Annotated in this window: 28 protein-coding genes and 2 pseudogenes; 11 read left to right on the plus strand and 19 right to left on the minus strand. The window is 68.8% G+C overall.

Going from position 1 to position 23706, the window contains the following annotated elements; genetic code table 11:
* Positions 1 to 206: 206 nt before the first annotated feature.
* Positions 207 to 734 (minus strand): DinB family protein, encoded by a 528-nt coding sequence (locus ACFYXH_RS35960; RefSeq protein WP_389572193.1) that lies wholly within the window; start codon positions 732 to 734, stop codon positions 207 to 209.
* Between the two features lie 220 nt (positions 735 to 954).
* On the opposite strand from ACFYXH_RS35960, the gene ACFYXH_RS35965 reads away from it, so the two are divergent.
* Positions 955 to 1185 (plus strand): hypothetical protein, encoded by a 231-nt coding sequence (locus tag ACFYXH_RS35965; protein ID WP_389572507.1) that lies wholly within the window; start codon positions 955 to 957, stop codon positions 1183 to 1185.
* A gap of 104 nt (positions 1186 to 1289) precedes the next feature.
* Here the strand turns inward: ACFYXH_RS35965 and ACFYXH_RS35970 are convergent, their stop codons facing one another.
* The 3 genes from ACFYXH_RS35970 to ACFYXH_RS35980 form a co-directional block, all read right to left on the minus strand.
* The gene (locus ACFYXH_RS35970; RefSeq protein WP_389572196.1) at positions 1290 to 1553 is read right to left on the minus strand and encodes a hypothetical protein; all 264 of its coding nucleotides are present in this window, start codon (positions 1551 to 1553) and stop codon (positions 1290 to 1292) included.
* Positions 1554 to 1764: 211 nt separating this feature from the next.
* The gene (locus tag ACFYXH_RS35975) at positions 1765 to 2301 is read right to left on the minus strand and encodes a WhiB family transcriptional regulator (protein ID WP_389572199.1); all 537 of its coding nucleotides are present in this window, start codon (positions 2299 to 2301) and stop codon (positions 1765 to 1767) included.
* A 336-nt stretch (positions 2302 to 2637) separates the two neighbouring features.
* The gene (locus tag ACFYXH_RS35980) at positions 2638 to 2931 is read right to left on the minus strand and encodes a diguanylate cyclase domain-containing protein (RefSeq protein ID WP_389572508.1); all 294 of its coding nucleotides are present in this window, start codon (positions 2929 to 2931) and stop codon (positions 2638 to 2640) included.
* An 83-nt stretch (positions 2932 to 3014) separates the two neighbouring features.
* Here ACFYXH_RS35980 and ACFYXH_RS35985 point away from each other — a divergent pair, with 83 nt between their 5' ends.
* Together ACFYXH_RS35985 and ACFYXH_RS35990 are read left to right on the plus strand one after the other, a co-directional pair.
* The gene (locus ACFYXH_RS35985; protein WP_389572202.1) at positions 3015 to 3602 is read left to right on the plus strand and encodes a hypothetical protein; all 588 of its coding nucleotides are present in this window, start codon (positions 3015 to 3017) and stop codon (positions 3600 to 3602) included.
* Between the two features lie 37 nt (positions 3603 to 3639).
* Positions 3640 to 4158, plus strand: coding sequence for a hypothetical protein (locus tag ACFYXH_RS35990; RefSeq protein WP_389572205.1), 519 nt, complete (start codon positions 3640 to 3642; stop codon positions 4156 to 4158).
* Between the two features lie 662 nt (positions 4159 to 4820).
* On the opposite strand, the gene ACFYXH_RS35995 is transcribed toward ACFYXH_RS35990, so the two are convergent.
* The 4 genes from ACFYXH_RS35995 to ACFYXH_RS36010 all read right to left on the minus strand — a co-directional run bounded on the left by ACFYXH_RS35995 (position 4821) and on the right by ACFYXH_RS36010 (position 7604).
* The gene (locus ACFYXH_RS35995) at positions 4821 to 5285 is read right to left on the minus strand and encodes a diguanylate cyclase domain-containing protein (protein ID WP_389572207.1); all 465 of its coding nucleotides are present in this window, start codon (positions 5283 to 5285) and stop codon (positions 4821 to 4823) included.
* A 90-nt stretch (positions 5286 to 5375) separates the two neighbouring features.
* The gene (locus ACFYXH_RS36000) at positions 5376 to 5672 is read right to left on the minus strand and encodes a hypothetical protein (RefSeq protein WP_389572210.1); all 297 of its coding nucleotides are present in this window, start codon (positions 5670 to 5672) and stop codon (positions 5376 to 5378) included.
* Positions 5647 to 6090, minus strand: coding sequence for a hypothetical protein (locus ACFYXH_RS36005; protein WP_389572213.1), 444 nt, complete (start codon positions 6088 to 6090; stop codon positions 5647 to 5649). Before ACFYXH_RS36005 ends, ACFYXH_RS36000 begins: the two co-directional genes overlap by 26 nt.
* Before the next feature lie 632 nt (positions 6091 to 6722).
* The gene (locus tag ACFYXH_RS36010) at positions 6723 to 7604 is read right to left on the minus strand and encodes a GyrI-like domain-containing protein (RefSeq protein WP_389572215.1); all 882 of its coding nucleotides are present in this window, start codon (positions 7602 to 7604) and stop codon (positions 6723 to 6725) included.
* Between the two features lie 366 nt (positions 7605 to 7970).
* Between ACFYXH_RS36010 and ACFYXH_RS36015 the strand changes: the two genes are divergently transcribed.
* Positions 7971 to 9086: a serine hydrolase domain-containing protein gene (locus tag ACFYXH_RS36015; protein WP_389572217.1), complete on the plus strand. Its 1116-nt coding sequence runs from the start codon at positions 7971 to 7973 to the stop codon at positions 9084 to 9086.
* A 177-nt stretch (positions 9087 to 9263) separates the two neighbouring features.
* Here ACFYXH_RS36015 and ACFYXH_RS36020 read toward each other — a convergent pair whose 3' ends face one another.
* The gene (locus tag ACFYXH_RS36020) at positions 9264 to 9482 is read right to left on the minus strand and encodes a hypothetical protein (protein WP_389572219.1); all 219 of its coding nucleotides are present in this window, start codon (positions 9480 to 9482) and stop codon (positions 9264 to 9266) included.
* A gap of 8 nt (positions 9483 to 9490) precedes the next feature.
* Here ACFYXH_RS36020 and ACFYXH_RS36025 point away from each other — a divergent pair, with 8 nt between their 5' ends.
* The 6 genes from ACFYXH_RS36025 (at position 9491) to ACFYXH_RS36050 (ending at position 13332) form a co-directional block, all read left to right on the plus strand.
* Positions 9491 to 9997 (plus strand): hypothetical protein, encoded by a 507-nt coding sequence (locus ACFYXH_RS36025; protein ID WP_389572222.1) that lies wholly within the window; start codon positions 9491 to 9493, stop codon positions 9995 to 9997.
* A 15-nt stretch (positions 9998 to 10012) separates the two neighbouring features.
* Positions 10013 to 10357, plus strand: a complete 345-nt coding sequence (locus tag ACFYXH_RS36030; RefSeq protein WP_389572225.1) for a hypothetical protein — start codon at positions 10013 to 10015, stop codon at positions 10355 to 10357.
* Between the two features lie 680 nt (positions 10358 to 11037).
* On the plus strand, positions 11038 to 11577 hold the full coding sequence (locus ACFYXH_RS36035) for a putative immunity protein (protein WP_389572228.1): 540 nt from the start codon (positions 11038 to 11040) through the stop codon (positions 11575 to 11577).
* Between the two features lie 407 nt (positions 11578 to 11984).
* On the plus strand, positions 11985 to 12296 hold the full coding sequence (locus ACFYXH_RS36040; RefSeq protein WP_389572230.1) for a hypothetical protein: 312 nt from the start codon (positions 11985 to 11987) through the stop codon (positions 12294 to 12296).
* Positions 12297 to 12436: 140 nt separating this feature from the next.
* Positions 12437 to 12664 (plus strand): hypothetical protein, encoded by a 228-nt coding sequence (locus ACFYXH_RS36045; RefSeq protein WP_389572233.1) that lies wholly within the window; start codon positions 12437 to 12439, stop codon positions 12662 to 12664.
* Between the two features lie 5 nt (positions 12665 to 12669).
* A complete protein-coding gene (locus tag ACFYXH_RS36050; protein WP_389572236.1) occupies positions 12670 to 13332 on the plus strand; it encodes a hypothetical protein in 663 nt (220 codons plus the stop codon).
* A gap of 65 nt (positions 13333 to 13397) precedes the next feature.
* Here ACFYXH_RS36050 and ACFYXH_RS36055 read toward each other — a convergent pair whose 3' ends face one another.
* The 4 genes from ACFYXH_RS36055 to ACFYXH_RS36070 all read right to left on the minus strand — a co-directional run bounded on the left by ACFYXH_RS36055 (position 13398) and on the right by ACFYXH_RS36070 (position 15685).
* Positions 13398 to 13952: a hypothetical protein gene (locus ACFYXH_RS36055; RefSeq protein WP_389572239.1), complete on the minus strand. Its 555-nt coding sequence runs from the start codon at positions 13950 to 13952 to the stop codon at positions 13398 to 13400.
* A gap of 344 nt (positions 13953 to 14296) precedes the next feature.
* Positions 14297 to 14974: a DNA polymerase beta superfamily protein gene (locus ACFYXH_RS36060; RefSeq protein WP_389572241.1), complete on the minus strand. Its 678-nt coding sequence runs from the start codon at positions 14972 to 14974 to the stop codon at positions 14297 to 14299.
* A gap of 163 nt (positions 14975 to 15137) precedes the next feature.
* Positions 15138 to 15326: a TipAS antibiotic-recognition domain-containing protein gene (locus ACFYXH_RS36065; RefSeq protein ID WP_389572243.1), complete on the minus strand. Its 189-nt coding sequence runs from the start codon at positions 15324 to 15326 to the stop codon at positions 15138 to 15140.
* A complete protein-coding gene (locus ACFYXH_RS36070; RefSeq protein WP_389572530.1) occupies positions 15245 to 15685 on the minus strand; it encodes a hypothetical protein in 441 nt (146 codons plus the stop codon). Before ACFYXH_RS36070 ends, ACFYXH_RS36065 begins: the two co-directional genes overlap by 82 nt.
* Here ACFYXH_RS36070 and ACFYXH_RS36075 point away from each other — a divergent pair.
* Positions 15684 to 16232 (plus strand): hypothetical protein, encoded by a 549-nt coding sequence (locus ACFYXH_RS36075; protein WP_389572246.1) that lies wholly within the window; start codon positions 15684 to 15686, stop codon positions 16230 to 16232. The genes ACFYXH_RS36070 and ACFYXH_RS36075 overlap by 2 nt on opposite strands.
* Positions 16233 to 16508: 276 nt before the next feature.
* Here ACFYXH_RS36075 and ACFYXH_RS36080 read toward each other — a convergent pair whose 3' ends face one another.
* The 6 genes and pseudogenes from ACFYXH_RS36080 to ACFYXH_RS36105 all read right to left on the minus strand — a co-directional run.
* Complete coding sequence (locus ACFYXH_RS36080; protein WP_389572248.1) at positions 16509 to 19382, minus strand: LuxR C-terminal-related transcriptional regulator; 2874 nt, start codon at positions 19380 to 19382, stop codon at positions 16509 to 16511.
* 363 nt (positions 19383 to 19745) lie between these two features.
* Positions 19746 to 20087, minus strand: a complete 342-nt coding sequence (locus ACFYXH_RS36085) for a DUF2079 domain-containing protein (protein WP_389572510.1) — start codon at positions 20085 to 20087, stop codon at positions 19746 to 19748.
* A gap of 62 nt (positions 20088 to 20149) precedes the next feature.
* A pseudogene (locus ACFYXH_RS36090) lies at positions 20150 to 20284 on the minus strand (DUF2079 domain-containing protein); the annotation flags it as partial.
* A gap of 109 nt (positions 20285 to 20393) precedes the next feature.
* The gene (locus tag ACFYXH_RS36095; protein WP_389572250.1) at positions 20394 to 20873 is read right to left on the minus strand and encodes a WYL domain-containing protein; all 480 of its coding nucleotides are present in this window, start codon (positions 20871 to 20873) and stop codon (positions 20394 to 20396) included.
* Between the two features lie 689 nt (positions 20874 to 21562).
* Positions 21563 to 22342 (minus strand): S1 family peptidase, encoded by a 780-nt coding sequence (locus ACFYXH_RS36100; protein ID WP_389572253.1) that lies wholly within the window; start codon positions 22340 to 22342, stop codon positions 21563 to 21565.
* Positions 22343 to 22508: 166 nt separating this feature from the next.
* Positions 22509 to 22801, minus strand: a pseudogene (locus ACFYXH_RS36105) (PfkB family carbohydrate kinase); the annotation flags it as partial.
* Between the last annotated feature and the right edge of the window lie 905 nt (positions 22802 to 23706).

Here is a 23706-nt window from a genome sequence, read left to right on the forward strand (position 1 = left end):
TCCCGCCCTCCCAGCTACCTTTTGATGCGCCACCCACACTAGACACACGCAGAGAAGTGGGAGAGCAACCAGGCCAGCATCAAGCGCTGCAGCTCAGGCACTTCACCGAGTTCAGAAACACTCACTGGGTGACACCGAGGTGTGGTTCGTATCTGCCGAGCTGGGAGACGGCCGCTCGCGCGGTTGTCGCACCTCTCCATCGCGGCTCACGCCCCGGCGACTCCGTCGATGCGCTCTCGGATCAGATCGGCATGGCCATTGTGACGTGCGTATTCCTCGATCATGTGAATCATGATCCACCGCAGGGAAACTCCCTGATCCCCGACATGCCCGGCCTCCTGCTCAGACAGACGACCGGAGTCGTCCAGCGAGGCAGCGGCGATAAGTTCGCGGCCCCGAGCGATTTCCGCCTGCCAGTCAGTCATCGCCTCGTCGAGTCCTCGGTCTGGATGAAGGGCAAAGCCGTCGCCATTGCTCTCCCCGAATACCGGGGGCAGGTCCTGGCCTGCGAACACACGCTGGAACCAGTTGCGTTCCACCTCGGCCAGGTGTTGGACGAGGCCCAGCAGCGTCATCGACGACGGTGCCGCCGAGGCCAGCCGTAATTGATCATCTTTGAGGCCCGAGCACTTGAGGGCGAGAGTCGCACGGTGAAAGTCGAGCCATGCTTCCAGCATGGCTCGTTCGTCAGCATGCGCAGGCGGGATCGGGCGTCCATCCGGTGTCGTAGTCATGACCGCACCCTGCCAGAAGCGGCCACGGCACTACGACCATCTTCGCTGGTGATGAACACGCAGCCGTGCGCTGGCGAAGGCGGCTGCCGACGTCACGCGCCCGTCAGCCAGGCCCTGCGGCCGGTCGAGGGAACACCAAGCGACATGCAGCTTGAATCCGATGGGCCGAGAATTCTCGCATGCAAGTTCAGAGACATCCCGCTGAGGATCGCGGCATCCGATCGCGAAGTTCAGAGAACAGCTCACAGTCCGCAGCAACGCATACTCCGTCCCGGTCAGGTTCATCGGCCGGCAGTTGCGGGTCCTACTGCACGCCAATGACCTCGTCGTCTACGCCGGACGCACCCGAAGTGGCCCCTTGACGGACAAAATGGTCGACGGCGAGGCCGACCCGGTGTCCGTTCGGCTGGGAATGCTCAGGTCCTGTCCGGTCCTCGCGGACAGGACCTGATCCCACGGTCTTGGTTTCAGCCCGTCTCGTCGTCGATCAGTCCGTAGGGCGGCGCCGGGCTTGTACCGCTTCAGCACGGGTGCGCTGCGAGGTGGTGGCGGCCATCAGCGGCCACCGCCCTTCTCGTAGGCGTCGATCAGGTCACCGATGGCGTCGGGGCTCTCCGCCTCGCCGACCCACTTGCCGAATGCGGTGAAGACCGGCACGGCATCGCGGTCGGGGTCGAACACCACGACGTACGGGCCGTACCGCTCCACCACCATGTCGTGCAGCACCGGGAGCAGCGCGGCGTCCAGGACCTCCAGGGCGTCGACGGTGAGCCGTGCGGGCTCGCTCGGGTCCTCGGGCTGGACAACGGTCCCGGACACGCGCAGCAAGGCGCCGGGCTGTATGTCGCTGAGGAGCGCCTCGGTGATGCGGGGGTCTCCGGTGGTGCAGGAGAGCGCCGTGTCGGGGACGTCCGGGGCGGCGCCGGCCGCGTCGTTGGGGGAGACGATCAGTTCGAACTGGACGGTGTCGCGGGGGCCTGGGTGGGGACGGCGTCGACGTCGCCGCCGACGGCGAGGTGCGTGGTGTCCATCAGCTGGCCTCCGCCATAGTCTCGGTGGTGCGGGTGGTGGTGCGCTGGGCGAGCACCAGGAGCTCGCGGTTGCGCTGCTGCTGGTCGGTGGTGACCGGCTCGCGCCAGGGCTCGTAGTGGCTGGTCCACATCGGGCTCGCCGCGGGGGCCGGGTCGGACGCCGGCGGGCGGGGCTCCTGCCGACGGGCGCGGTCACGGTCGGACTGGGCGACCACGCCGACCCAGTCGAGTCCGAGGCGGACCCGGAGACGGCGGCGCAACGTTGTCCGCTGCCGGGCGGTGGTCGCCGCCCAGATGCCGGTCGGGGTCAACTCGCGGTTGGCGAGCGCCCATTTCAGGCAGCCGTCCGCGATGGGGCAGCCGCGGCAGGCGGTGCGGGCCCGCTCGATGCGGTCGACGTCGTCCGGGCTGGTCTGGCCGTGCTCGCTGGCGAACCATGCCGGGTTCGTGCGGTACGCCAGCGGCGCGTCGGTGTGGGGGAAGGGGATCCGGGGGTCGGCCTCAACGGGAGCCGGGGTTCGGGTGGTTCGGCTCATGGCTGAGCCCTCCTTGCGGAGTGATCGAAACAGGGGAGTGCCTCGACGGTCAGGCGTGGGTGCCGTCGCGCTTGCGCTTGGGCGCGTCGGACACGAAGCGGACCTCGCCCGGATGAGCTGCGTTCCAGGACTCCGCGCAGGTCCTGTGCGCGGGTTCGCCAGCATGGAAGCGCAGCGGTGTGGGGTTGCCGCACAGCACGCACGGTTCGTCGCCCCAGTGGGAGAAGTGCCTGCCGTCGCGCCAGCCCAGGAGCGTGCCCGGCTCGGGAGCGGCCGGGTCTGGTTCCCGGGCGTTCGCGCGGCGCGTGCTGATCTTCGCTCGTGCGGCCCGCGGGCCTATGCGGCCGGAAGGTGCGCGCCGGGACGGCCCGCGCGGCGGCCGTTGACAGTGCCGGCGTAGGCATCCGCCCAGGTCGCCAGATAGGGGAACTCTTCCTGGCCCCTCTTGACCTTGTACATGGAGGTGTCCGCGCCGCGCAGGATCCGGCTCGCGTCCTCGCCGGGCATGTCCGCGGCGCAGGCGATGCCGATCGAGAAGTCCAGCTGCAGGGTGAGCCGGTCGTGGAGCAGCGGCTGCTGCAGCTGCTCGCGCAGGGCCTTGATGGCCGCGAGCCCGGAGCCCGCCGGCAGAACAGCGGCGACCGCGAATTCTTCTCTGAACTAGCTCAACGAGTGGCCCGCGGTCGTGTCAGTGTCCTGTTAGGGTCCGCGCCGTGACCTCAACCGATCATTTGCTCGCATTGATCCGGGACACCCCCGGCATCGCTGACCTGCTGCATTCGTCCTTCGAGTTCGGGATCTTCCGCAACGACCACGGTGAGGCGGTCCGAGCGGCCTCGGGTGCCGCGCTGGAGGCTATCGCTGGTGACTGGGCCGGCGGAACCTTCTTCCTGTGCCATGACGAGGACGGGCGGCGGCCCGTGGTGTTTGCAAGTTCTGAGGGACAGGGCGGTGTGATCGCTGGCGACTTGAGGGCAGCGTTGGAGATCATCACTGGCTTGGCTGTGTGGCAGGACTGTCTGAAGTTCTCCGGTGGCGGGAGTTTGGAGGCCATGGGGGCCGCCGCTGCGCTCCTTGAGCGGGACCGGGTGCGTGACGAACCCGAGATTGCCGAACACCGGGCCCGCATTGCTGCGGCTCTGTCGTTGCGACAGGTGCCCGTGCCTGAACTCGTCGTCCGACTGCGGGACGCAGTGACCAGCACCGAGCCGGGCCACGTGGTGGTGACGGAGTCGGGCGATGAGTATGAGTCTCTCTTCGGGACGTTCGTGCCCACTGATAACCCGGGCTGGCTTCTCTGAACCAGGGAGTTGATTTTCCACCGGTGTCCGCCGGGGTGTGTCCAAAGACTGGGATGCCCAGGTTGATGGTGCTGGACCGACGGACGCGTTCGTCGACCTGAGCGAGCTTCTGCTGGGCTCCGGCGAGGCTGACCTTGAGACCTTCCACCTCTCCAGGCCACCCCTCCCGGTGGGCTTCCTCGATGCGGGCGAGGAGGTTGTCACGGATCTCCACGAGGCGATGCCGTTGTTCCGGATCCGGCCTCAGGAGGGAACATCGCAGGCAGGAGTGCTCATGGATGCAGGGGGTGCTGAAGGCTCTTCCGCAGGTCCCCAGGGCGACCTTGCGCCGTTCGAAGTGGCCGAGGAACTCCTCCCACTCCTCGTCGGTCGGCACTCTGTACTCTTCGGCGGGGCGGAGGGATCGGCGGCGGGTGATGAAGGCTCGGTGGCCGTTGATGACCTCCTCGGGATAGACCGCTTTGTAGCCCATTGTCGTGTTGATGTCCTTGTGGCCGCAGACGAGTTGGGCGATGTGGGGGCTGCAGTGCACCGGTGCCCTTCCGGATCAAGGTGATCAGCTGCTGCCCGGGGTCGACGTCGGCCTGGCGGGCGCCCAGCAGTTCCGAGGCCCGGGCGCCGGTGGAGATCCAGAACGAGACAAGAGCCCGATCGCGCAGCGACGGCAGCAAGGCGAACAGCTCGTTGAACTGCTCGTCCGGGATGCACCGCGGAATCCGCTGCTGAAGCGTCGAGCGGAACAGCCCGGATCGCTGATTCTGTGCGGGTTCCATGGGGCTGCGGTGGGCATTCGCGCCGCGATCCCGACGCCCCCGGGCCAGCGGAAACGGGTTGACCATGGGGCCGGTCCCCGCTTCCAGATGGAAGTCGTAGAAGTGCCGCAGCACGCTCTCGCTGTGCGCGGCCGTGGTCGGCGCGTACTTGGGACGGGACGACGGCTTTCCAGTGACCGCATTCGGCGTGCCAGCCCCACGTGATGTTGCCGCCCGCCTCGTGCCGTGGCGTCCCGGTACGGGCTTGTCGATCAACTGCAGGCGCCGGGCGAAGTCACGAGCTTCGACCCGAGTCGCCTGGTTCCAGGGAACCTCGATCGCCCACAGGAACCGAAACCACCGCAGCAAGTCCATCCCGTACGACCGCTGAGTCGTTGCGGGACGGCCGACCGCTTGCAGGTCCTTGAAGTACGCCGCGACGGGACACACGAGCTCCCCAGCAGGATCAACCAGCTGGTAGGGCTCCCACGGGTCGCCGGTGGCTCGCAGCGTCCCCACCGCCGCGACCTTCACCGTGGCCAAGTCCCGTCCACCATAGTCGTCTCTGGACATGGCCCGGGACCGTAGCGGCACCACACTCCACCTGTCCCGTGAACTGGGAAGATGCTTCCAGTAGTGCAGTCAACAGGTCGTCCCCGCCCAGCCGGACGGCCAGCGCCTGACGCCCGGACGTCCAGCGGGCCAGGCGGCGGCCGTTGGTGCTGAGGACGGCGTCACCGGCGGCGTGGCCGTAGGTGATGAGCTCGGGCCATGAGGCCAGCCCGGTCAGCGGGTCGCGGCGGGCGGCGGCCAGGCGCCGGTGCAGCGCCAGGGCGTGCACGGTCCAGCCGGTCAACGGGAGAGCAGCGGCTGTGGTCAGTAAGAGGGTGCGCTGCCCGATCAGGGCCTGTACGCGCAGGTTGGACGCCATACTTGGGTCCTCCGTCTCGTCTTGTGCGGGATGGATAGGCCCGGGACAGCCGTCGAAGCCGGCAAGCAGAGCGGCTGTCCCGGGGCAGAGCTACAGATCGAAGTCGCTGGGGCGGGTCCAGCTGAACGGGTCGTCCCAGCTGCCGGCCATCGCGGCCGGCCAGTCGGGCTCCCAGCCGGGCCGGTAGCCGCAGGCGCCCCAGCCGTCCGGCCGTCCGTGGGGGATCTCGAGTCCGGCCTGCTGCGCGGCGCGTGCGGCGTCGTAGACCTCGTGCGCGATCCGTACGGCGGCGCTGCGGCTGTCGGCCGGGCCGGTGAAGACGTGCACACCGCGCAGACCGGCGATGTTCCTTATCGGGACGTCAACTTCGAAGTAGGGCAGGGGCATGACGTCCAGCTCCTCTCGTGCACTCGGTGGTGAGGGACCACCGCGACCGCCCCGGCCCCGGCGTGTTCGCGGGGTCGGGGCGGCACGGAGCGTCCGTCAGTTCATCCGTGGATCGCCTCCAGGCCTGCGCTTCGAGGTCGGCGCGGCCCTCGGGGTCGGCGTCCTGGTCCTCGTTGTCGTTCGGGCCGTGGACGGTGCAGACGATGTCCTCGTCGCGGTCCATGTCGCCGCTCAGCGCGCGGTACAGGCTGATGCTGAAGGCCGGTCCCCAGGCGTAGCCCGCGCACTCGGGGTCGATGGGGCAGGGCAGCAGGACGTCGAAGCCGATGTCGCTCTCGCCGTCGACGTCCGTGCGAAGGGGCAGGGTGAGGTACTGCTGACCGAGGCGGATCTCCGCGACGCGGTCGCCGCCTGCCACGTCCGAGCCGGGCTTCCAGCGCCACAGCGGCAGGATCGCCGGCCGAAGAAGCGGCGGGGCAGGAGCAGGTCGCCCAGGCCGTCCCTGCCGTCCAGACCGAGGCCGGCGTTCCGGGCCTCACTCAGGCGCCGCAGGTGCGGCAGCAGCCGATACAGGCTGCTCGCGAACACGACCTCGTTGAAGCCCTCGGAGAGCAGCGACAGGTGGGAGTGGACCATCGCCTTGTGCTGCGCGCGGACGGTGTCGTCGGGGACGGTCCGGTTGGCCGGGCGCGGGCCCTGCCGTTCCACGCACACGTCGGCTTCTCAGGAGTTCGCCGATCCTGATCGGCCGGCTTCGCTCGTCCGTGGTCGCCGGTCGGCGGCTGCTGAAGGTGACGGCGCTTGGCATCACTCCGCTGACGACAAGCCGTCGCTGGTGCACTGTGGCTTCACGTGGAGGGGCTGGGCCCGGTCCTGTTTCACACGCCCTCGACCGGCTTCCTTGCGGGCCGATCATCCCTACGGCCCCCACTCGATGGCGGAGCACGGCAACGTCTCCGAGGCCGACGATTCGCCGGATGTTCCGGTGACCCGGTTCGTCGGACAGCCGATCCACTCAATCCGGGGAGGGCGACGTCCAGGTACCGGTGTTCACGCGCCGGCGCTCCCGCTGCTCCGCTCGACCGGGATCCACAGCTGGGAGTCGGTCTCCGCGCCGATCTCCACTGGCTGCGTCCGCAGAAGCTCCGGACCTGGCCGGCTCGCGTACGGGTTCGAGGGGAACCACTGCGTGAACACGTCCCGCCACAGCTCCTGGAGGGCGCTCGGATAGGGCCCGTGGTTGTCGAAGACCGCCCAGGTCCCGGCCGGCACGTCGAGGGCGTCGAGCTCCTCGGCGGCCGTCTCGGGGCCGGTCGCCACGCCGATCCAGTAGTCCGCCTCGGCGCCCTCCTCCCGGCTATCGGTCAGGTACACCGCCGCCGACAGGATCCCCTCCGGCTCCCGGCCGGCCAGCTCCTTCATCCGTACGATCGCCTGCTCGTCCAGGCTTTCCACGTACGCCGCGGCGGCCGCGTTGACCCCCTCGTGCACGAGCGGGACCCGGGCCTTCCTGCCGACGACCCGAAACGACTCCTTCTCCACGATCCGGTACCGCATGGTCGTACTCCCTTCAACGACGACACGGAAGGACATGCGCGGCTGTGCCGTGAGCACCGCACCCGTGCGCCGGGCCTCGCCCGGCCCGATGCCGTGCACCGACCGGAATGCCCGGGCGAACGCCTCGCCCGAGCCGTACCCGTACCGCACCGCGACATCGAGCAGCGTCAGCTCCCCGGCCAGCACCTCAGCCGCGGCGAGCGTCATCCGCCGGCGCCGCACGTAGACCGGGAGCGGCATCCCGGCGAGGGCGGAGAACAGCCGCCGGAAGTGGTACTCCGACACCGCGGCGATCCGGGCCACCTCGGCCATGTCGACCTCCCGGTCGAGCCAGGCCTCCAGGTGGTTCAGCGCCTGATTCAGCCGCTCCAGCACGCGTATCCGTCCTTCCTTCTTGTGTCTCCCCTGTAGGAACGCACACCCAGCCGCAGCCGCAGGAGCCGCAGCGGCCGGCACCCGAGCCCAAGCCGGAGTCGTTTGCCGCGCGCGGCACCCCGGCTGTCATCGGCGCTGCGGTCTCGGGCGCCGGCCGGGCTGTCGTGACGCACATGCTCGACGAGTGGTCCCAGGGCGTTCCCTATGGGAACAACTACCGATGCGGCCGGGTCGACCGACGGGCCGACCGCGCGGCCGTCAGGCAGCCTTGCTGGAGTTAGAGAAAATTTGATCCTGCCCCGCCCGACAAAACCAGTGCGGGAATTGTTGGGCAGGAAGCCCCGGCGTTACCTGAGGCTTACGCCCATGACTGATATTAAGGGACTATGCGAGCCGCGGTTCGCCGCAGTCCGTGCGGCACTTGCAGCTTCGCTCGGCAAGGACGACGTGGGCGCCTCGGTCGCTGTCTACCTCGACGGTGAGCCGGTGGTCGACATCTGGGGCGGGTACGCCGATGCGGACCGCTCTGTCAGCTGGGAGCGCGACACCCTCGTCGGCGTGAACTCGACGACCAAGAACATGACCGCCCTGTGCGCGCTCATCCTGGCCGACCGAGGCCAGCTCGATCTGTCCGCGCCGGTCGCCGTCTACTGGCCCGAGTTCGCCGCGGCCGGCAAGGAGAACGTGCTGGTACGGCACGTGCTGTCCCATACCGCGGGGCTGCCGGACCTGTCCGGGCTGACGGCGGTCGAGGACCTCTACGACTGGCAGAGCGTGACGGCAGGGCTGGCCGCGCAGGCTCCCGAATGGGAACCCGGAACGGCCGCCGGCTATCACGCGCTCACCTTCGGGTTCCTGGTCGGTGAGATCGTCCGCCGCATCACCGGCCGCAGCCTCGGCGAGTTCTTCGCCGAGGAAGTGGCCAAGCCGCTGGGCGCGGACTTCCACATCGGGCTCTCCGCCGAGCACGACCGCCGCGTCGCACCGCTCATCCCGCCGCCGTCACTGACCGACGAGTACGCCTCCAGCGCACCGCCCGGACCGGACGGCACACGCCGGGAGTACACCGGTGCCGCGGTCCGGGTCAGGGATGCCAACTCCGTGGCGTGGCGCCGTGCGCAGATCCCTGCGGTGAACGGCTTCGGCAACGCTCGGTCTGTCGCCCTCGTCCAGTCGGTACTGGCAAACCAGGGTTCGGCCGGCGGGGGGCGACTGTTGTCCCCCCAGGGCTGTGAGCCCGCGTGGCAGGAGGTGTTCCGCGGCGAGGACCGCGTCCTGCAGTCGCCGATGTCCTGGACCGTGGGCTTCGGCAAGTTCGGCAGCGCCTTCGGCTGGGGCGGCTGGGGCGGCTCGCTGGTCGCGAGCGACCCCGACTCTCGCATGACGGTGGCCTACGTCATGAACCAGATGATGGACCGAGACCAGCAGGAGGACAACCGCGGCATGGAGATCATCATGGCCGCCTACAGCGGACTGCAGTGACAACCCAACGGGAGGGCGCAGTCCATGCAGGCACGGACTGCCCCCTCCCGCTCTCAGTTCCGCAGGTGAGCGGAAACGCTGCAAGTCGTGCTCCTGGACGGCCGCCGGCTCCGCCCCATCGGCACCCTCTGGCCCATGAACGGCCGGCCCCGTCAGCCGCCGGCTCCGGCCGACCGCTCAGCGGCTATGCATCGTCGTCCTCATCTTCCTGCTCAGGGTCGCGTAGAGGGCGCTGACCCGGTGTTGGGGGCTGGTGAAGGCGTAGAGGCCGGGAAGTTGATGTGGTCGTACCGGAGCGGGGAGCCCTGCGAGGGGTTCGTCGGTGACGGGGAAGACGACGCCGAACTCGCGCTCAGCGAAGGAGACCTCGTCCTCGGTGAGCGGATCATCCAGCAACCCACGCCGTGATCGCGTCGTCGTGCGGATGGGCTTGGTTCACCCTTGCTGGTGCTCTTGGAGGCGTTCTCCTCACCAGTGCCGTCGCCCTCACCACGGCAGTCTTGAATCACAGGTGGCAGACACAGACCGCAGACAACCAAGGCCGCAAGGAGCGGGACCAACAACTGCGCCAAGACCGGCGCGAAACCTACGCGCGCTACTTGTCCGGCTGGAACCGTTTTATCCGCCAGCTTCGAGAGCTCCAGCGAACTGCTCTGGAGCACCAGAGAAGTGGTGCACCGATCCCCATCGAACTCATAGAACAGATAAAGGAGGCCGAACTGGGCTGGCGGGATGCTGCCGACGCTCTGTTCATGATCTGTGGCCAAGACGTCTCCGAAGCAGCCGAGGCTCATTTGGAAGCCACGGAAGACAGACACAGTGGCGCTGAGCAAGGTGAGTGGAGGTCGGGTCGCGGCACATACCGCAGGCTGAACGACGCCATGCGTGAGGAACTGCTCGAGCTGGCCTAACCACGCTGCTACCCCATGCACAGCACGTTGCGCGTGAACGCCACCACAGCGATGGACTTTGGTGCAGACAACGTCCAGCTCCATCCACGCGCTGCCTGGACCGGTCAGTTCCGAGGTGGCCTTGCCGGCGTCGTCGACGCAGGCGGCCTTGCAGTGCTCGATGTAGCCGGTCTTGCCGGTCTTCTTCGCGATCCAGAGCAGCAGCGCGCCGCGATCAATAGCGGCGTGCGTTCCGGCATTTATGGCCGCGCCGGCGAGCAGCGCGGTGGGCGTCACGCGGTAGCCGAACGCGCGAATGATCGCGATGGTGGCCCCGAGTTGGACGGCGGTGTAGGACGCGACGTTCTCTCTGGTTTGTAGGTGCGTCGTGCACTGTCGCATCACCCAGGAGGGCCGCTGTGTACGACGGTTCACGTCGCCGTGTCGTGCACGTCGGGGTTGTCGTTGAAGGCTCGTGACTCATCAGGTGATCTCCGGAAGACTCCGTCCCTTCCCTGTACGCATGCCGTCGGGACAGCGGTACTGGACCGTGCTGGATGAGGACCGGTTGTCGCCCGTACCAGCGGCGGACGAGTTTTTGCGGCACGTGTGCTTCGGTCGTGATCAAGCCGAGTCGACGACGCGTACATACGCCGGGGCGGTCTCGCTCTACCTGACGTGGTGCGGCTGCACCGGCCGGGACTGGACGACGCGGCGGGTCGCCTGGGCAGCTTCATCTTCTGGCTGCGGCACTCGCCCGGCGATGGCAGTCCGATGCTATCCGGGCCCGGGAGCGAACCGGTCCGCGGGCCGCGCCGGATCAACACCGTGCTGGCCGGCGTCCGTGAGTTCCTCGCGCACGCCACGACGCTGGGAACGGTGCCCACGTTCGTGCTGTCCCAGCTCAGAACGGGACGAGGACCTCGCCGCCGCACGCGTCGCGAACCGGGAGCTGATGGCGCAGCTGCACCGCTCACTACCTATTTGACGTCCCTCGTCGAACGGTCCGATCGTCCGGATACTGGGGCTTCATGCGGTTGATCGGTGGGAGTATCGGATCCGTGACGACCGTATTCGGGGACTTCGAGCTGACCATGGATGAGCTGCGCGTTGTCGCACGCTACGTTGTGTTGAGCGCTGAGGAAGTTCTCCCTGTGTTCCAGGCCGCCAACCCCAGCGATCCTCGACCTCGTGCAGCCATCGACGCCGCACGGGAGTTCCTGAACGGCGCGAGAAGGACCAAGCTCCAGCGCATCACCTCCTTGGATGCTCACCGCGCGGCGAAGGAAGCGGCCACCGAAGCCGAACGGCTCGCCGCGCGCGCCGCCGGCGATGCTGCCTCTGCGGCTTACCTTCATCCGATTGCGAAAGCCACCCAGGTAGGTCACATCCTGCGAGCCGCTGCAAGCGCGGCGCTCGTGGGGGAATTGAACGCAGGCGGTGATTTCGCCGTCGGGCTCAAGCTGATCGAGCAGGCTCGACAACGCGCCACACCGGTCCTGATCGATGTCCTCAACCGGTACCCCCTCGCACCGACCGGCAAGAGCCGTGCTGCACAACTCATGACCATCCTGGACACATCCTTGCGCACGTCCCGCTAAGGGAGACCATCCGCCGCCGTCCGCGGCACCTGTCGCGCACCTACCACCCACCGGCGCCTGCCGCTGAGCTGGGCAACCATCACACTTCCCGGCCGCTCAAACCGAGCCACCCCGAGAGAAGGCACGTGGCAGGCCACGGCACGCCTGCCGAGGGCGCTGGTGGTCATGGTCGGGCGGGTGGAGTCGGCGTCGGTCCCGTCGGCGTGGACCAGGTCCTCGCCGTACAGGCGCTTCCGCGACGCAGTTTTCGAGCCTTGTACCCAGTTTGTTGCTGCACTCTTTGCGTGTCTCACATTCCTCAACTCCCGTTGATGGACAGTGGGGTTAGCAGTTGATGAGGGCCATGTCGCGGGTCTACGGTCCCGCCGCATGTTGGTGCACTACTTCTCTGCCGAGGGCTGGCAGTCGTGGGGGCTCGGTGGGCAGAGTTCGAGAAGCGGCGAGCCGCGGCCTGGGCCGCCGGGCACCAGCCCGACCCCCGCGAGGCCCGTATCAGCCGACTGCGGGACATCAACGGGCGGCTCACGAGCAAACTCGCCCGCACCAACACCGAGTTCACCCTCCTCAAGAAACGGCATCGGCTACTGCTGTCAGTGCTCGCGGCCAAGGACGACGAGCTGGGACGTCTCCGGCGCGAGCTGAGTACGCACGCCGCCCCGGCTCGCAACAACGGACAGGGGGACGACGCCGGAAGCGTCGTCCCCCTGCCCCGCCGCTGAGGTCACACCAAGGTGATCAGCAGGGCGGAGGCCAGCAACGCGGTCTGGTGGAGGGCCTGGTCAGTGAGATACATGCCGTTCATCCCGGCGGCCTTGAGCTCGGCGAACCCCTTGGAGCCGACGTGTTCAACGTCGCCAGGGTGGCGATCTGGTCGGAGGACGCCACGCACTACCCGCTCCGCATGGCGGTCGTGCCGGACGGGGACAGTCGCGGCCTGCGGCTGGGCTACCTGCCCGACCTGTACACGCGCGAGGAGGCCCAGCGGATGCTGGACCGAGTTTTGCACCTCCTGGAGACCCTCGCGGCGGAGCCGGAACGCCCCCTGAGCGGCATAGACCTCCTCGTGAGGGCTGGGCCGCTAGTGTGACTGGCATGTCTGACGGGATCGCCTGGATAGGCGTACACAGCAGCACGGACGCATCTGCCGCCCTGCCCGGGATGCTCGGCCTTATATCGCTGACCGCGGCCCGGGGCGTGGACCCCGACGAGTTCCTCATCGCGTTGGGCGCCGACCTCGACGAGCTTGCCGCACGCACCCCGTACAAGGAACTCGCCGTGCCGGTGGGACCGCCGGGCAAGCCATCGCCTCGCGTCAACCCCGTCATGTACGGGATGCGCGAGGACTGGGTGTACGTGCTGGAGGACTGGGGGATGGCGACGTGGTCGACCGGCTACCGGGCAGTCAAGTCGATGCGGCCCTGCCCGGACGAAGAGATCATCTGTCTGACGCTGGACCGGTGGAGCCCACCCTCGACGATCATCCATGCGCCGGGTGACGGCCACGCCTGGCGAGCCGACTTCGGAGAAGACACCGGTCAGTCATCGGACCTGGATGCGGCACTGCACGCAGCAGGAGCGGTGTACCCGTCCTTGCCGGACACAGATGAAACCGAAGTAGTGGCGTACTACGAGGAGCACGGGGCGCGCCTGCCCGAGGCAGTGTTCACCGCCATCGGAAACTACAGCGGCCTGTCCATCGACCAGGCTGCCGTTCAGGCCGGAGAACTGCCATCGGCCCTGATTCCCATGGTGTGACCAGAAACCAGGACCGTCCCCCACCCGCTGCGGGTGGGGGACGGTCCTGTTCGGCGGGGCAACTGCTATTGGGCGGTCAGCTTGCAGACGACCGGCGTGGCGTTGCCGTACAGGCAAGTGCTACCCGCGGTCATACGGGTGTCCAGCCAGTACGCGTCTTTGTCCATGATCCGCATGGCGCGCATGAACGTCCCGAAGTTTCCGCCCATTGATTCCTTGTTGTGCATGCCGGACATCGACGACCGGCCGCACACCTCCTTGAACGTCGGGTCGGTGCCGTTGATGCTGAACAGGTGCACCGCCGTACCCAGCTTTTTCGCGTAGGTGCCGATACACGCGTTACCGGTAGGGGTCGTGCTGCCGGGCAGCACCGCGGGGTTCAGGCCGCCCTCGGCCGCGGACATGCCACCGCTGTTGTACGACGAGGCGAACGCGAACTCGTCACAGTTCAACTCGTCGGACACGTCGACCAGGGCACTGGCGTCACCGTTGTCCTTGGCCCATCCGGTGGGGCAGATACGGGCGCGACTGCGGGTGTTCTGCGACTCGTCGCTCATGTAGTGCAGGGGCTTGCGCGCGGAGAGAGAACCCGCGTGGGTGGGCGTGTACGTCTGGATCATCCAGGCGTGCGCAGCAGCCTGCGGGTATGCCTTAGCGTTGAAGGCGTACGTCCGGCTACTACGCTTGGCGGGACCGCCCTACCGTCGTCGAACCGCGTGGTCAAGCACGCCTGGCTGACGGGGGCCATCGTGGGCATTCACACCGCCACAGGGCGGTTCGTGATGGGGCGGACCCGGTGCGGGAGAAGGGGTAGCCTTCGCACGACCAGGGGAGTTCACGGCTGTAGGTCTTGTGCGTACCCCGACTGTGGCCGCCTCGGCGGCCGCGGTGAGCCGTAACCCCGGGCCGCTCGAGCCGGTTCGGCGGGTGGATCAAGGCCCGGTCCGTATCGCGGGCCTGCGGCTCAGGGCGTGTAGTGCGCGGTGCGGACACGGTGCAGCCACTTCTCCACGGGAGCCTCGTCCGGCTGGTCCGGCAGGACGCTCCTCGCCTGGTCGAAGCGCTCTTCGAAACGCTGCAGGAGAGGAAGCGCCGCCGTCGCGTCCGCCGCGACCTGATCGCCGAAGGCGTGGTAGGCCTCAGGGTCCTCGACGCGGACGTTGAGCCGGCCGGTGGTGTACAGCTCGAAACCCTGCCGGCACAGGCGCATGAGGTGCCGGGCATGCTTTGCGGTCCGCTTGCGGGTGTCCGCCGAAAGGGATCCGTTGTCCCGGTCGTACAGCCGCTTGAACTGCTGGGTGGCGTAGCCGAGGTAGGCGTCACGGACGCGCTTGGCGGACAGCAGGGAACTTCGCAGCTCGATCAGTTCGTCACCCAGAGCAGTGCGCACTTCGTAGAGGTCGTCGGGGAGCCAGACGAGTTCCGTAACCGTGGGATTGCCGCGCAGGGCGAGGTGGCACCACTTCGCTGCCTCGTGCAGCGTCCGGTCCGGCGCCGTGGTGACATGGGACTCGGCCGGGCGGTGCAGGCCGTGGAGTGCGGCTGTGTCCACAGCGAACAGACCGAGACGGTCGACGTCGGATCCCGGCCCGGCCAGTCCGTATGCGGTGGAACCGACGATCCCTGACAGAAGTACGTTCATGGTGCGGTGTCTCCGGTCAGGACGAGTGCGGGCGCAGTGAACGCTACGGCAGCAGGCCGGCACGACTCCACGGTATTTCGGCACGACTCCTCTCTCCCTGCAGCGAGACCCGACAGCAGCGGCATCCGCACGGGCTGGGAGCTCTCAGCGCATCAGGCACGCGCTACCTTCGGCATGCGGTCCTCGATCTGGTCGCAGGGGCCCTCGCCCACATCCGCTGCGGCGAGGGCCCTGGCCGCAGGCCGGTCAGGTGCCGCTCCACGTAGGCCTTCAGCGCGTCGCGGACGAATTCTGCGGCGCTTTCTGCGTGCTGGTCGTACACGGCGGTGAAGCGGGGGTCGGCGACATACATCTCGCCCGGCCCGATGACGTACGCGCGGCTGACCCGGACCGGCTCCGACAGCCACCAGGGTCCCGCCCGATCCGCCCGTAGTACGGCGCGTGGGGCTTCCGGCTCGGCCAGGGGCCGTCCGTGTTGTTCAGCGTGAGGAGCACAGGCCCGGGCCGACCTCGCTGCCCGAGGGCGGCGATGTTGTTCTTGGCTCCCGCGGTGGCGGCCGGGAACAGATAGGCGATGCCGTGGATCTCCAGCCGCCCGGAGGGGAGTTCTTCACCGGGGAAGGTGTAGCCGGAGCCGTCGAAGTTGCCACCGCGGTGTCCGCGTGGCGCGCTCTGGGCAAGTTGGCCGGTGTTACACACACTGTGTGTCATGGACAACGGCACTTTGTGGGTGGCCCTGCTGACCGCTGCCACAGCGGTGGTAGCCAGCTGGGTGACCAGCAGGGGCAACGCCCAAGCCGCTCGCATCCAGGCCCAAGCCGCTGCCGAAGCCGCGCACATCGCTCGGGAGCGCGAGGCACGCCGAGCCACACAGCTGGACTTCATCCAGCAGGCCAATGAAATGGGGATCCTGTACCGCAGGATCCCCAAGTACCTGAAGGTGGAGAACCAAGAGGCACGACTGGCATCCCTCACAGAGCTCCGGGATCAACTGCGGGACTCCTACGGACCTTTCCTGCGTGCCCTCGCCGTCGTCTCTCTGGAATGTCACCCCGAGCCGATAGCGGCGGCGAACGCAGTGCACACGGCCTCCGGCGAGGCGTACATCCGCCTCGTTGCCGTCGCGGAAGACATACGCGAGGCCGAGGGTTTCCGCCAGGCCGTCGACGCCTACCTGGCCTCGGTCGACTCGTTCATTGAAGCAGCACGGCAGGCCGGTCGTGGCCCTTGGCCGGCGGGATCCAGTTGGTCGGTGTGACCTGTGGTTGTGCGTGTGTGTGCTGGTCATACCCGGGATCCTGTGACTGGGGCGGGTGGTGGTCGAAGACATGTTCCTGGGGCGGGGCCGTGGATGCCTGTGCAGTCAGTGGCCGCCAGCCGGCGCGTTTCGGAATGATCGGGCTGATCGTGTGCCGCCCTCTCTGGGGGCGGATCGTCGCGCGGGGTTACGGATATCGGCGTGCCCCGGTGCGCGTGTGCGTGTCGGCACCCCGGGGCTTTCTGTCGGCGCAGGACTCTTGGAACCGGCCGTTGCTCAGTTTTCCGGTTCGCTGTTCTTGCGGTGTTTGACGGCAAGATCCTGCCGGGAGGCGGCATCCAGCTTCCGTAGTGCACGGGCGACATGCTGTTCCACCGTCCGGGGGGACAGGTGCAGGGTGGCCGCGATCTCGCGGTTGCTCAGGCCGGCTCCGGCGAGCTCTGCGACCTCCTCCTCGCGCGGGGAGAGCCGTTCGCCGTAGCTGGGCCTGCCCCGGGGGCGGCGCCGCTGGGCACCCGGATGGGCCCGCAGTTCCGCCCGTACGCGAGCCACGTCCCATGTCGCGCCAATGCCTTCCAGCTCATGTGCGGCAGCGGCCAGTTCCGGGACGCCCGCAGCGCTCTGCGGGCCGCCCGCCACGGCGCACCGTGCGCAGGCCTCCGCGGCGAGCGCCGCCTCGTAGGGCCGGGGTAGCGCCTGGTAGTGCGTGCGGGCACGCCGGAAGCGGTCGGCTGCTTCGGGGAAGTCGCCGTCCGTCTCGGCGAGCAGGGCCCGGCACCACATCAGTGCGGCCATGGCGGCGGGCGCCTGTCTGCCCTCCATGCCTGCCGCGAACTCGTCCACCATCTCCCGTGCCGTGTCCCGCCTCCCGGCCCGAGCCGTGGCCTCCACGGCCCAGGGAGCCAGCTCGGCCGCCCATACCCATACGGCCTTGGCCCGCAGCCTCGCCCATGCCTCAGCCGCCTCCCGGGCGGCGCCAAGAAGGTCCTGACGGGCCAGCGAGAGCCTGATGCGGCCGCCCGCGGCCGCCGCGGTCAGCGGGACGGCGCCGTCCTCTGCGACCAGGCCGGGACCGCAGAGCCAGGTGTCTGCCTGGCCCCACTCGCCCTTCGCCAGGGCGAGCAGGCCGAGGACCAGCCGTGTGTCGCCCGCGACGGCCGGCATCTCGGCCGTTTCCGCCACCATCGCGCGGGCCCGGGCGGCCAGGCCCGCCCAGCGGCCGGTCATCAGGTCCACCACCAGTGACGTGGCCCGGGTGAACTGTTCTGTCCACGACGCACCGCTCCGGGCCGCCAGTGTCAGGGCCTCGGTCTGCAGCTCGCGGGATCGCGCGTACTCACCGAGCCAGACGGCGGCATTCGCGGCGCTGCTCAGACCATTGCCCGAGGCATGCAGAATCCGGAGATCATCGCTTTGCCGGGGAAGTTGCTCCAGATGCCGCCACCCGTCCGGATCACCCACACAGACCACCACGGTCATCCGGGTCACCGCGACCCTTGCCTGGACCATCCGGTCCCCGCTCCCGGCCGCTGTCGCCTCGGCCCGCGCCAGCCAGGCGAGATTCTCTGCCAGTGATCCGCCGGGCCAGTAGGGGACCCCGAGGGATGACATCGCCCGCGCCGCCAGGACCGGATTGCTGTGCAACTCCTCAGCTGCTCGTACGAGTTCGGCACGCGCCTCGGCGCTCCGCCTGACCATGTGCATGAGGCTCCCGAGGTTGAGCCGGATCTCGCCACGGGCGGCGGTGGGCAGCGCGGGGTCGTCGACCACCCGGCGCAGTACCTCGACCGTCTGGTCGGAGCGCAGCCCCTTGAGTGCAGTGTGGGCGAGCAGAAGGGCCAGCCTGGCCCGGTCCGACGGCGCGACTGCGGGATGTGCCAGCGTGTCCTCGAGCAGCGAGATCGCCGAGGGGTGATCCCCTTCGCCGATGGCCTCACGCGCGGCGTTCTCCACGCTCTGAAGCCAGTTGGCGATCCGGCCGGACGCGAGTTGCTGGCGGGCGAGGCGCACCCACGGCACCGGACGCCGTGCCGCCAGGGCCTCGGCCGCGCGATCGTGCAGCTGCCGCCGCACCGGGCCGGGCAGCAGCTGATGCACGGCCGCGGCCTGCATCGGTACCCGAAAGCCGTACCGGCCGAGCCCCAACTCGTTCAGCACCGCTTCGGACAGCGCGGCCGTCAGCGCCGCACGGCCGCCCTCTGCCGACAGGCCCGCCACGAAGGCCAGCTCGTCCTCCGTCGCGGCCTCGTCGAGCACCGCCGCCGCCCACACCACGCGCCGCGGCTCCTCGTCCAGCGCCGCCATGCGGCCGACCACCAGCTCGGTGAGCCGCTCCGGCACCGCGGCCTCGTCCACGTCCCTGGCCGTCAGCCGGCCCAGGCCGACCGCCGCGGCTCTCACGCCCGGGAGCGGACCGCCCGCATTGCTGTGCCACAGACCGGCGCCCGTCTTCACCTCGGCCACCAGATCGGACACCACCTGCGCGTTTCCGCCCGAGCGCTCATGAAGCCGGGCGATGAACCCCTGCGAGCAGCGGTCCTCGCCCAGCGCCTCCATCGCCATCCGGCGGACCTCGACCTCGCCGAGCGGCCTGAGCCGTAGCCGTACGAGACTCAACTCGGCCGGATACCCCACCGGCGCACCCAGCACCAGCCCAGGACGGGCCAGCTCCTCGGGCCGATAGGTCAGCACGGCCCTCAGTCCGGCCGGGGGATGGGCCAGCACGGTACGCAGCGCGCGCGCGTCCCGCTCGTCCGCACGGTGAACGTCCTCGGCCACCAGCAGCACCGGAGCACCGGTGTCGAGCGAGGCCGCCAGCTCTCCCAGCGAAGAGGCCGTGAGCGTTCCCGGCCACGGCGGCACCGGGGCGGCGGCCAGCCGTCCACCGGGACGGCGTACGGGCCCGGCCTCGGCCACCGCCGCCTCGGTCCCTTTCGGGCAGGCAGGCTCCCGGACGACACAGGCTCCCGACGCCGTGAACGTCACATTCAGACGGGGCGCCCGGCCGAGCTCCGAATGCGCGAGCAGCCACCTCACGAACCAGCTCTTGCCCGTCCCTGCCTCTCCACCGACCAGAACCAGCACCCTCGCGTCCGGCGCGGCCAGTGCCAGTGGCTCGCGTACCGCCGTGTCCCACTCGCTCTCACGCATCACGGTCCCCCTGCCTTGCTTTCATGCCTGCCATGACGCTGTTCCGGTCACAGCCGGTTCAACACCCGTAGCGCCGGGCCTTCTTACGTATAGACGCGCTGGGGGCCTGTCCGGAGGACAGCGAACCGGCCAGACGTATAGGTGGACCCGTGGTTGCGTAGTGCCGCCCGGGACGGACGCTCCGGGTCGTGCTCAGGTACGACCACTTCTACAGCTCACGGCAACGCCACTTCGCCGAAGACTGACGGACAGGTCATTCGACCCTCATGTGCGGCGTGCGAGGGGACCAACGCGGCACCGCCGCCACCCTCGGCAAGATCGCGCACACTCAGCGCCTTCGAGGCTCGGGCAACGGGATGAAGCTCAAGGTCGGCGCAGCAAGAGGTAGCCGTCCCGGTCGATGGCTGTCCGGTAGCCGCGGGCTCGTGCAGCATCGATGTCGCGAGCTTGTTGGGCACGTGAGACGGGCCGGCCCTGCGGGGTGGCGGTATCGACGACGATCCATTCAGGGACGGGTCTGCGGCCGGGCAGGCCGAATTCAGAGACAGTGGTGCGGCTGGTGAGCTGTGGAACGAGACGGTTGGAGGCCGCGACGGTTGCTCCGTCGGGTATGTGGTCCAGGACGCGGTGGGCGGCGGCGATGCGCGGATTACTTGTCCAGGTGGTGGGCTGGCCGAGGCGTGCGAGCGGGAACAGCGGCAGCAGCGGGGCGCCGGGGTGGCCAGGACGGGCGAGAAGTGATCGCCGAGCAGCGGGAAGCCGGGGCCCTTGAGCTCGGAGACGGGCAAGTGGCCATGTGCGTAGGAACGCACGGCCTGCTCGAAGATGCCCAGGTCGAATGCGGTGGTCCTCGTCCGCTGGTGGTCTCGCACCGATACGGCCGCGTAGAGAGTGAACAGCACGGCCCCGAAGGCCCACGGCCATACTGACTGCGGCGTTTCAAGGTGAGGGGCGGTGAAGTCTCTCCGTCTTGGGGATTGTGATGTTTCTTCGCCTTGATGGTCGTCGCTGTCAGCGATTGGCTGTCAGGAGAGCGTGGGCGTGGCGGATGAGTGCCTGGCGTACCTCGTCTGGGGACAGCACTGTGAGCGGTGTGGCCAGGCTGAGGAGGTAGGCAGCGAGACGGTCGGTGCTGTTGCCGCCGATCTGAACCACGGTGGCTTCGGGGCCGTCAGGGCTGTGTGTGCCGATGGTGGGTGGGACTTTTTGCAGGGCGCGGTCCCAGGGGAGCGGAAGGCGGATCGTCGTGTACACGGGGTAGACGACGCTCGCGATCCCCCAGGAGACCAGTGCTGCGGCGTCGGGCGGATCGGTCAGGTCGGCTGGTTCGGTGGTGGGGCGCACGCTCACCACCCGGTCGGCGCGGAATGTGCGCCATTCCTTTTTGGTGACGTCCCGGGCGACCAGGTACCAGCGCAGGCCGGTGAGCCTGCGGGCAACCTCCGGCGGCTTGACCCCCTCGGCGAACAACCCGGCAGCCTTCAACCGCACCGCACCGCACCGCACCGCACCGCCTCGCGGCGCTGACGGCCCTTCGCCGTCAACCCGCCCCCATCCACATAACGCACACCAGCGGCATACCGGACAAACGGCCATCCGTCAGCAGCGCGAGCAGGATCAGCTACCTCGAAACGCCGAAGTCAGGCAGCACCGCACCAGGTGCGCAGGCTCGTCCGATCCTGGTCGGGAGTGGACGCAGCAGATGGGGGAGATGTGGTGGTGGGTGAGGTCACGGGCAGGGCCTTGCGTGTGAGCATGGCCCACGATCCCAACAGCTGCTGATCAGTCCCTGACCGTTCCCGATCGCGGGGTCAGGAAGCGGCCCCAGGGCTGTGCCAAGCTGGGGCGCAGGCCAGATGCACTCTTGATTGATCAACATTAGGCACCTTCCAAGAAGGCTTCCGCATACCGTTCACTGGGGTTGATCAGTCGAGCTGGGTTCTGGATCGGGTGATCGCTGGGGTGCCGGCGTATGAAGGCAGGGCCCCCTCGGCAGCTCGGAGTTGCGAAGCTCAAGCACCGAGGAGGCCCCCGTTGTGGCAGTCTTGTGTGACCATGCCCGCCGCGTTCAACTGCCGCGTGTCGCCGTGGGATTGCCTCACGCACAGGTTCGGCAATGCCAGAAGCGGCAGTCGTTCCTCTTGGCCGCTCGACCGCTCCCCACCCCGGGGCCGGGACGCCTACACGCCCGTGATCTGCCTGATCCAGGTGCGGTAGTTGGCGATGTTGGTGTAGCCGCTCCAGCCTCCGGACGGCTTCGGGCCGACCGCGCTGACGCCTGCCTGCACCCACCTGCCGGTCTGAGGGCTCCACACCATCAGCGGTCCGCCGGAGTCGCCGCCGGCCGTGGTGCCGTTGCCCGCCCCGAAGCACAGCACGGCGGGGTTGGCGGGGGTGCACCGGGTACCGATCATGTAGCCCCTGGCGTACTTGAGCCGGGTGGGCAGGGGGCCGCCCCAGTCGGCCCGCTCGGCGCCCCAGCCGTACACCTCGGCCGCCTGGTACTGGGCGATGTCGCCGGCGCTCGCCAGCGGGGAGTACGTGGTGCGGACATCCCGGTCCAGCTGCACCAGCGCGATGTCGTTGCTGGGCCAGTTGTAGTAGGGGTGCCGGATGACGTTGACAGCCTGTGCGGTGATGCCGCCCTGGGTGCGGTCCAGCGAACCGATCCGCACGAGGGGGCGGTCGCCGGGGCCGACGCAGTGGGCGGCGGTGAGCACCCAGCGCGGGGCGATGATGGTGGAGGTACAGCGGTGGGGATCGCCACCGAGCGAGGCGATGGAGGGCTTTTGCTCAGTGACGAACCGGCCATCGACGATGCGCGTACCGACAGAGCCGGGGGCGGTGTCCTGGCCGGTGCTGCCGTGGGCGGTTGCCGGCACAACGAGCGCGCTGGTGGCCAGTGCGGTGAGCGCCGCGCTCAGCAGCGACCGCCGACGTATGACGGATCGTATACCCATAACTGTCTTGCCTTTCCGGGTAGTTGATGGTGCGGTTCGTTCTGACTGGGGACATGCAGTTGCCCCACGTGGGTCGCACGGCATCGGCCGACACGGGCGGCTGCGGCCGGATCGCCGCCCACTCCGCCTGCCCGAGGGCGGCGCGGCAGGTGCTTGCTCGCGCCGCCGGTGACGGCACGACGCTGCCCGGCAGCTGGACGGCCGCGGACCCGTGGGCGACCGCCGCCCGCCAGGGCGGCGGGGGCCACTGCCGCTGGCTAGGAAGCCCGCGAGAGAGGCGTCTTACGCGCCGACGTTGCTGTGCAGGGCGGTCGCGGTCGCGTGGCCGAACCAGGTGCCGGTGGCATCCACCAGCAGCCGGCCGTCCGCCCCCAGACTGGCCAGGACCGCCTGGGCGCCTGGTTCGCGCAGCTCCTCCGCCGTCTTGACAACGTCGCCGATCGCGGCCAGGGGGCGGCCGTGTGTAAGAGGACACTTGGGACCATCGAGTTCCCCAGATGTGCGTGGTGTTTACGGCAGTCACTAGGGAGGACTGTGTTAGGTGGCGACCATCCCGCTCCTTTGTCTACGCTTTACCAAGTCGACCCACGTGGCGCCGAGTTGGCGGGGTGCGTGTGGAGGGTCCGCCCTGCCTGTCCGAGAGGGGCGATGAGCAAGCGCGGCAGCCGATGCGTGGACGGGCCGGCTTGGCCTGGCCCGGAGGCGTCTGCTGGGAGGGGGCGGCCGTGACTGTGACGGGGCCCGCGGATACTCGACGTCCGTCGCGGTTCGGCGCCACCTGCTCCTCGCCCGTGAACAGGCCGAACCAGATGCCGTCGCCACTCGCACCGCCGCAGCCTTCTGCCGCGCTTCCAGGACCGCCCGCATCGACGGCATCCGCCACCCCCACGACATCTCGGCCGGCAACAGCCCGAGACTCCCGCAACAGCCCCGACCCCATGCCTGAACAGCCGAACCCACACACGAGGTTTCGGAAAGAGAACGGCTTCTAAGACAGCGTCCTGCACGGTGAGTTGGCCGTTGTGCTCGTCATGGTGAGTGGGTGGTGGGGACGGGTTGTTCCGGACGGTTTGTGAGAGCTTGCTCAGCCGTTGTTGCCGCTCCGCGGGTGCGCCGCTCCCGTAGGCGGCGGCAGCAAGGCGGAGCGAACGGGGGCCGGTGCTGCGCGTACGACGGCGGCGCTGTTGGGCATGGCCCGTGCCGTAGCGCCGGGCCCCTGTTGTGCCCGGGAGATCAGGTCAACTCGCCGTCGACCGCGGCCTCGTCGAGCGCCGCGGCCGCAACCTGCAGTGCAGTCAACGCCCGAACCTTGCGTATCCGTAATTCGGCACGCCTGCTTGTCCTGCCGGTCGGCTGCAGTCACG

This window comes from Streptomyces sp. NPDC002730, assembly GCF_042888805.1.
Lineage (GTDB): Bacteria > Actinomycetota > Actinomycetes > Streptomycetales > Streptomycetaceae > Streptomyces.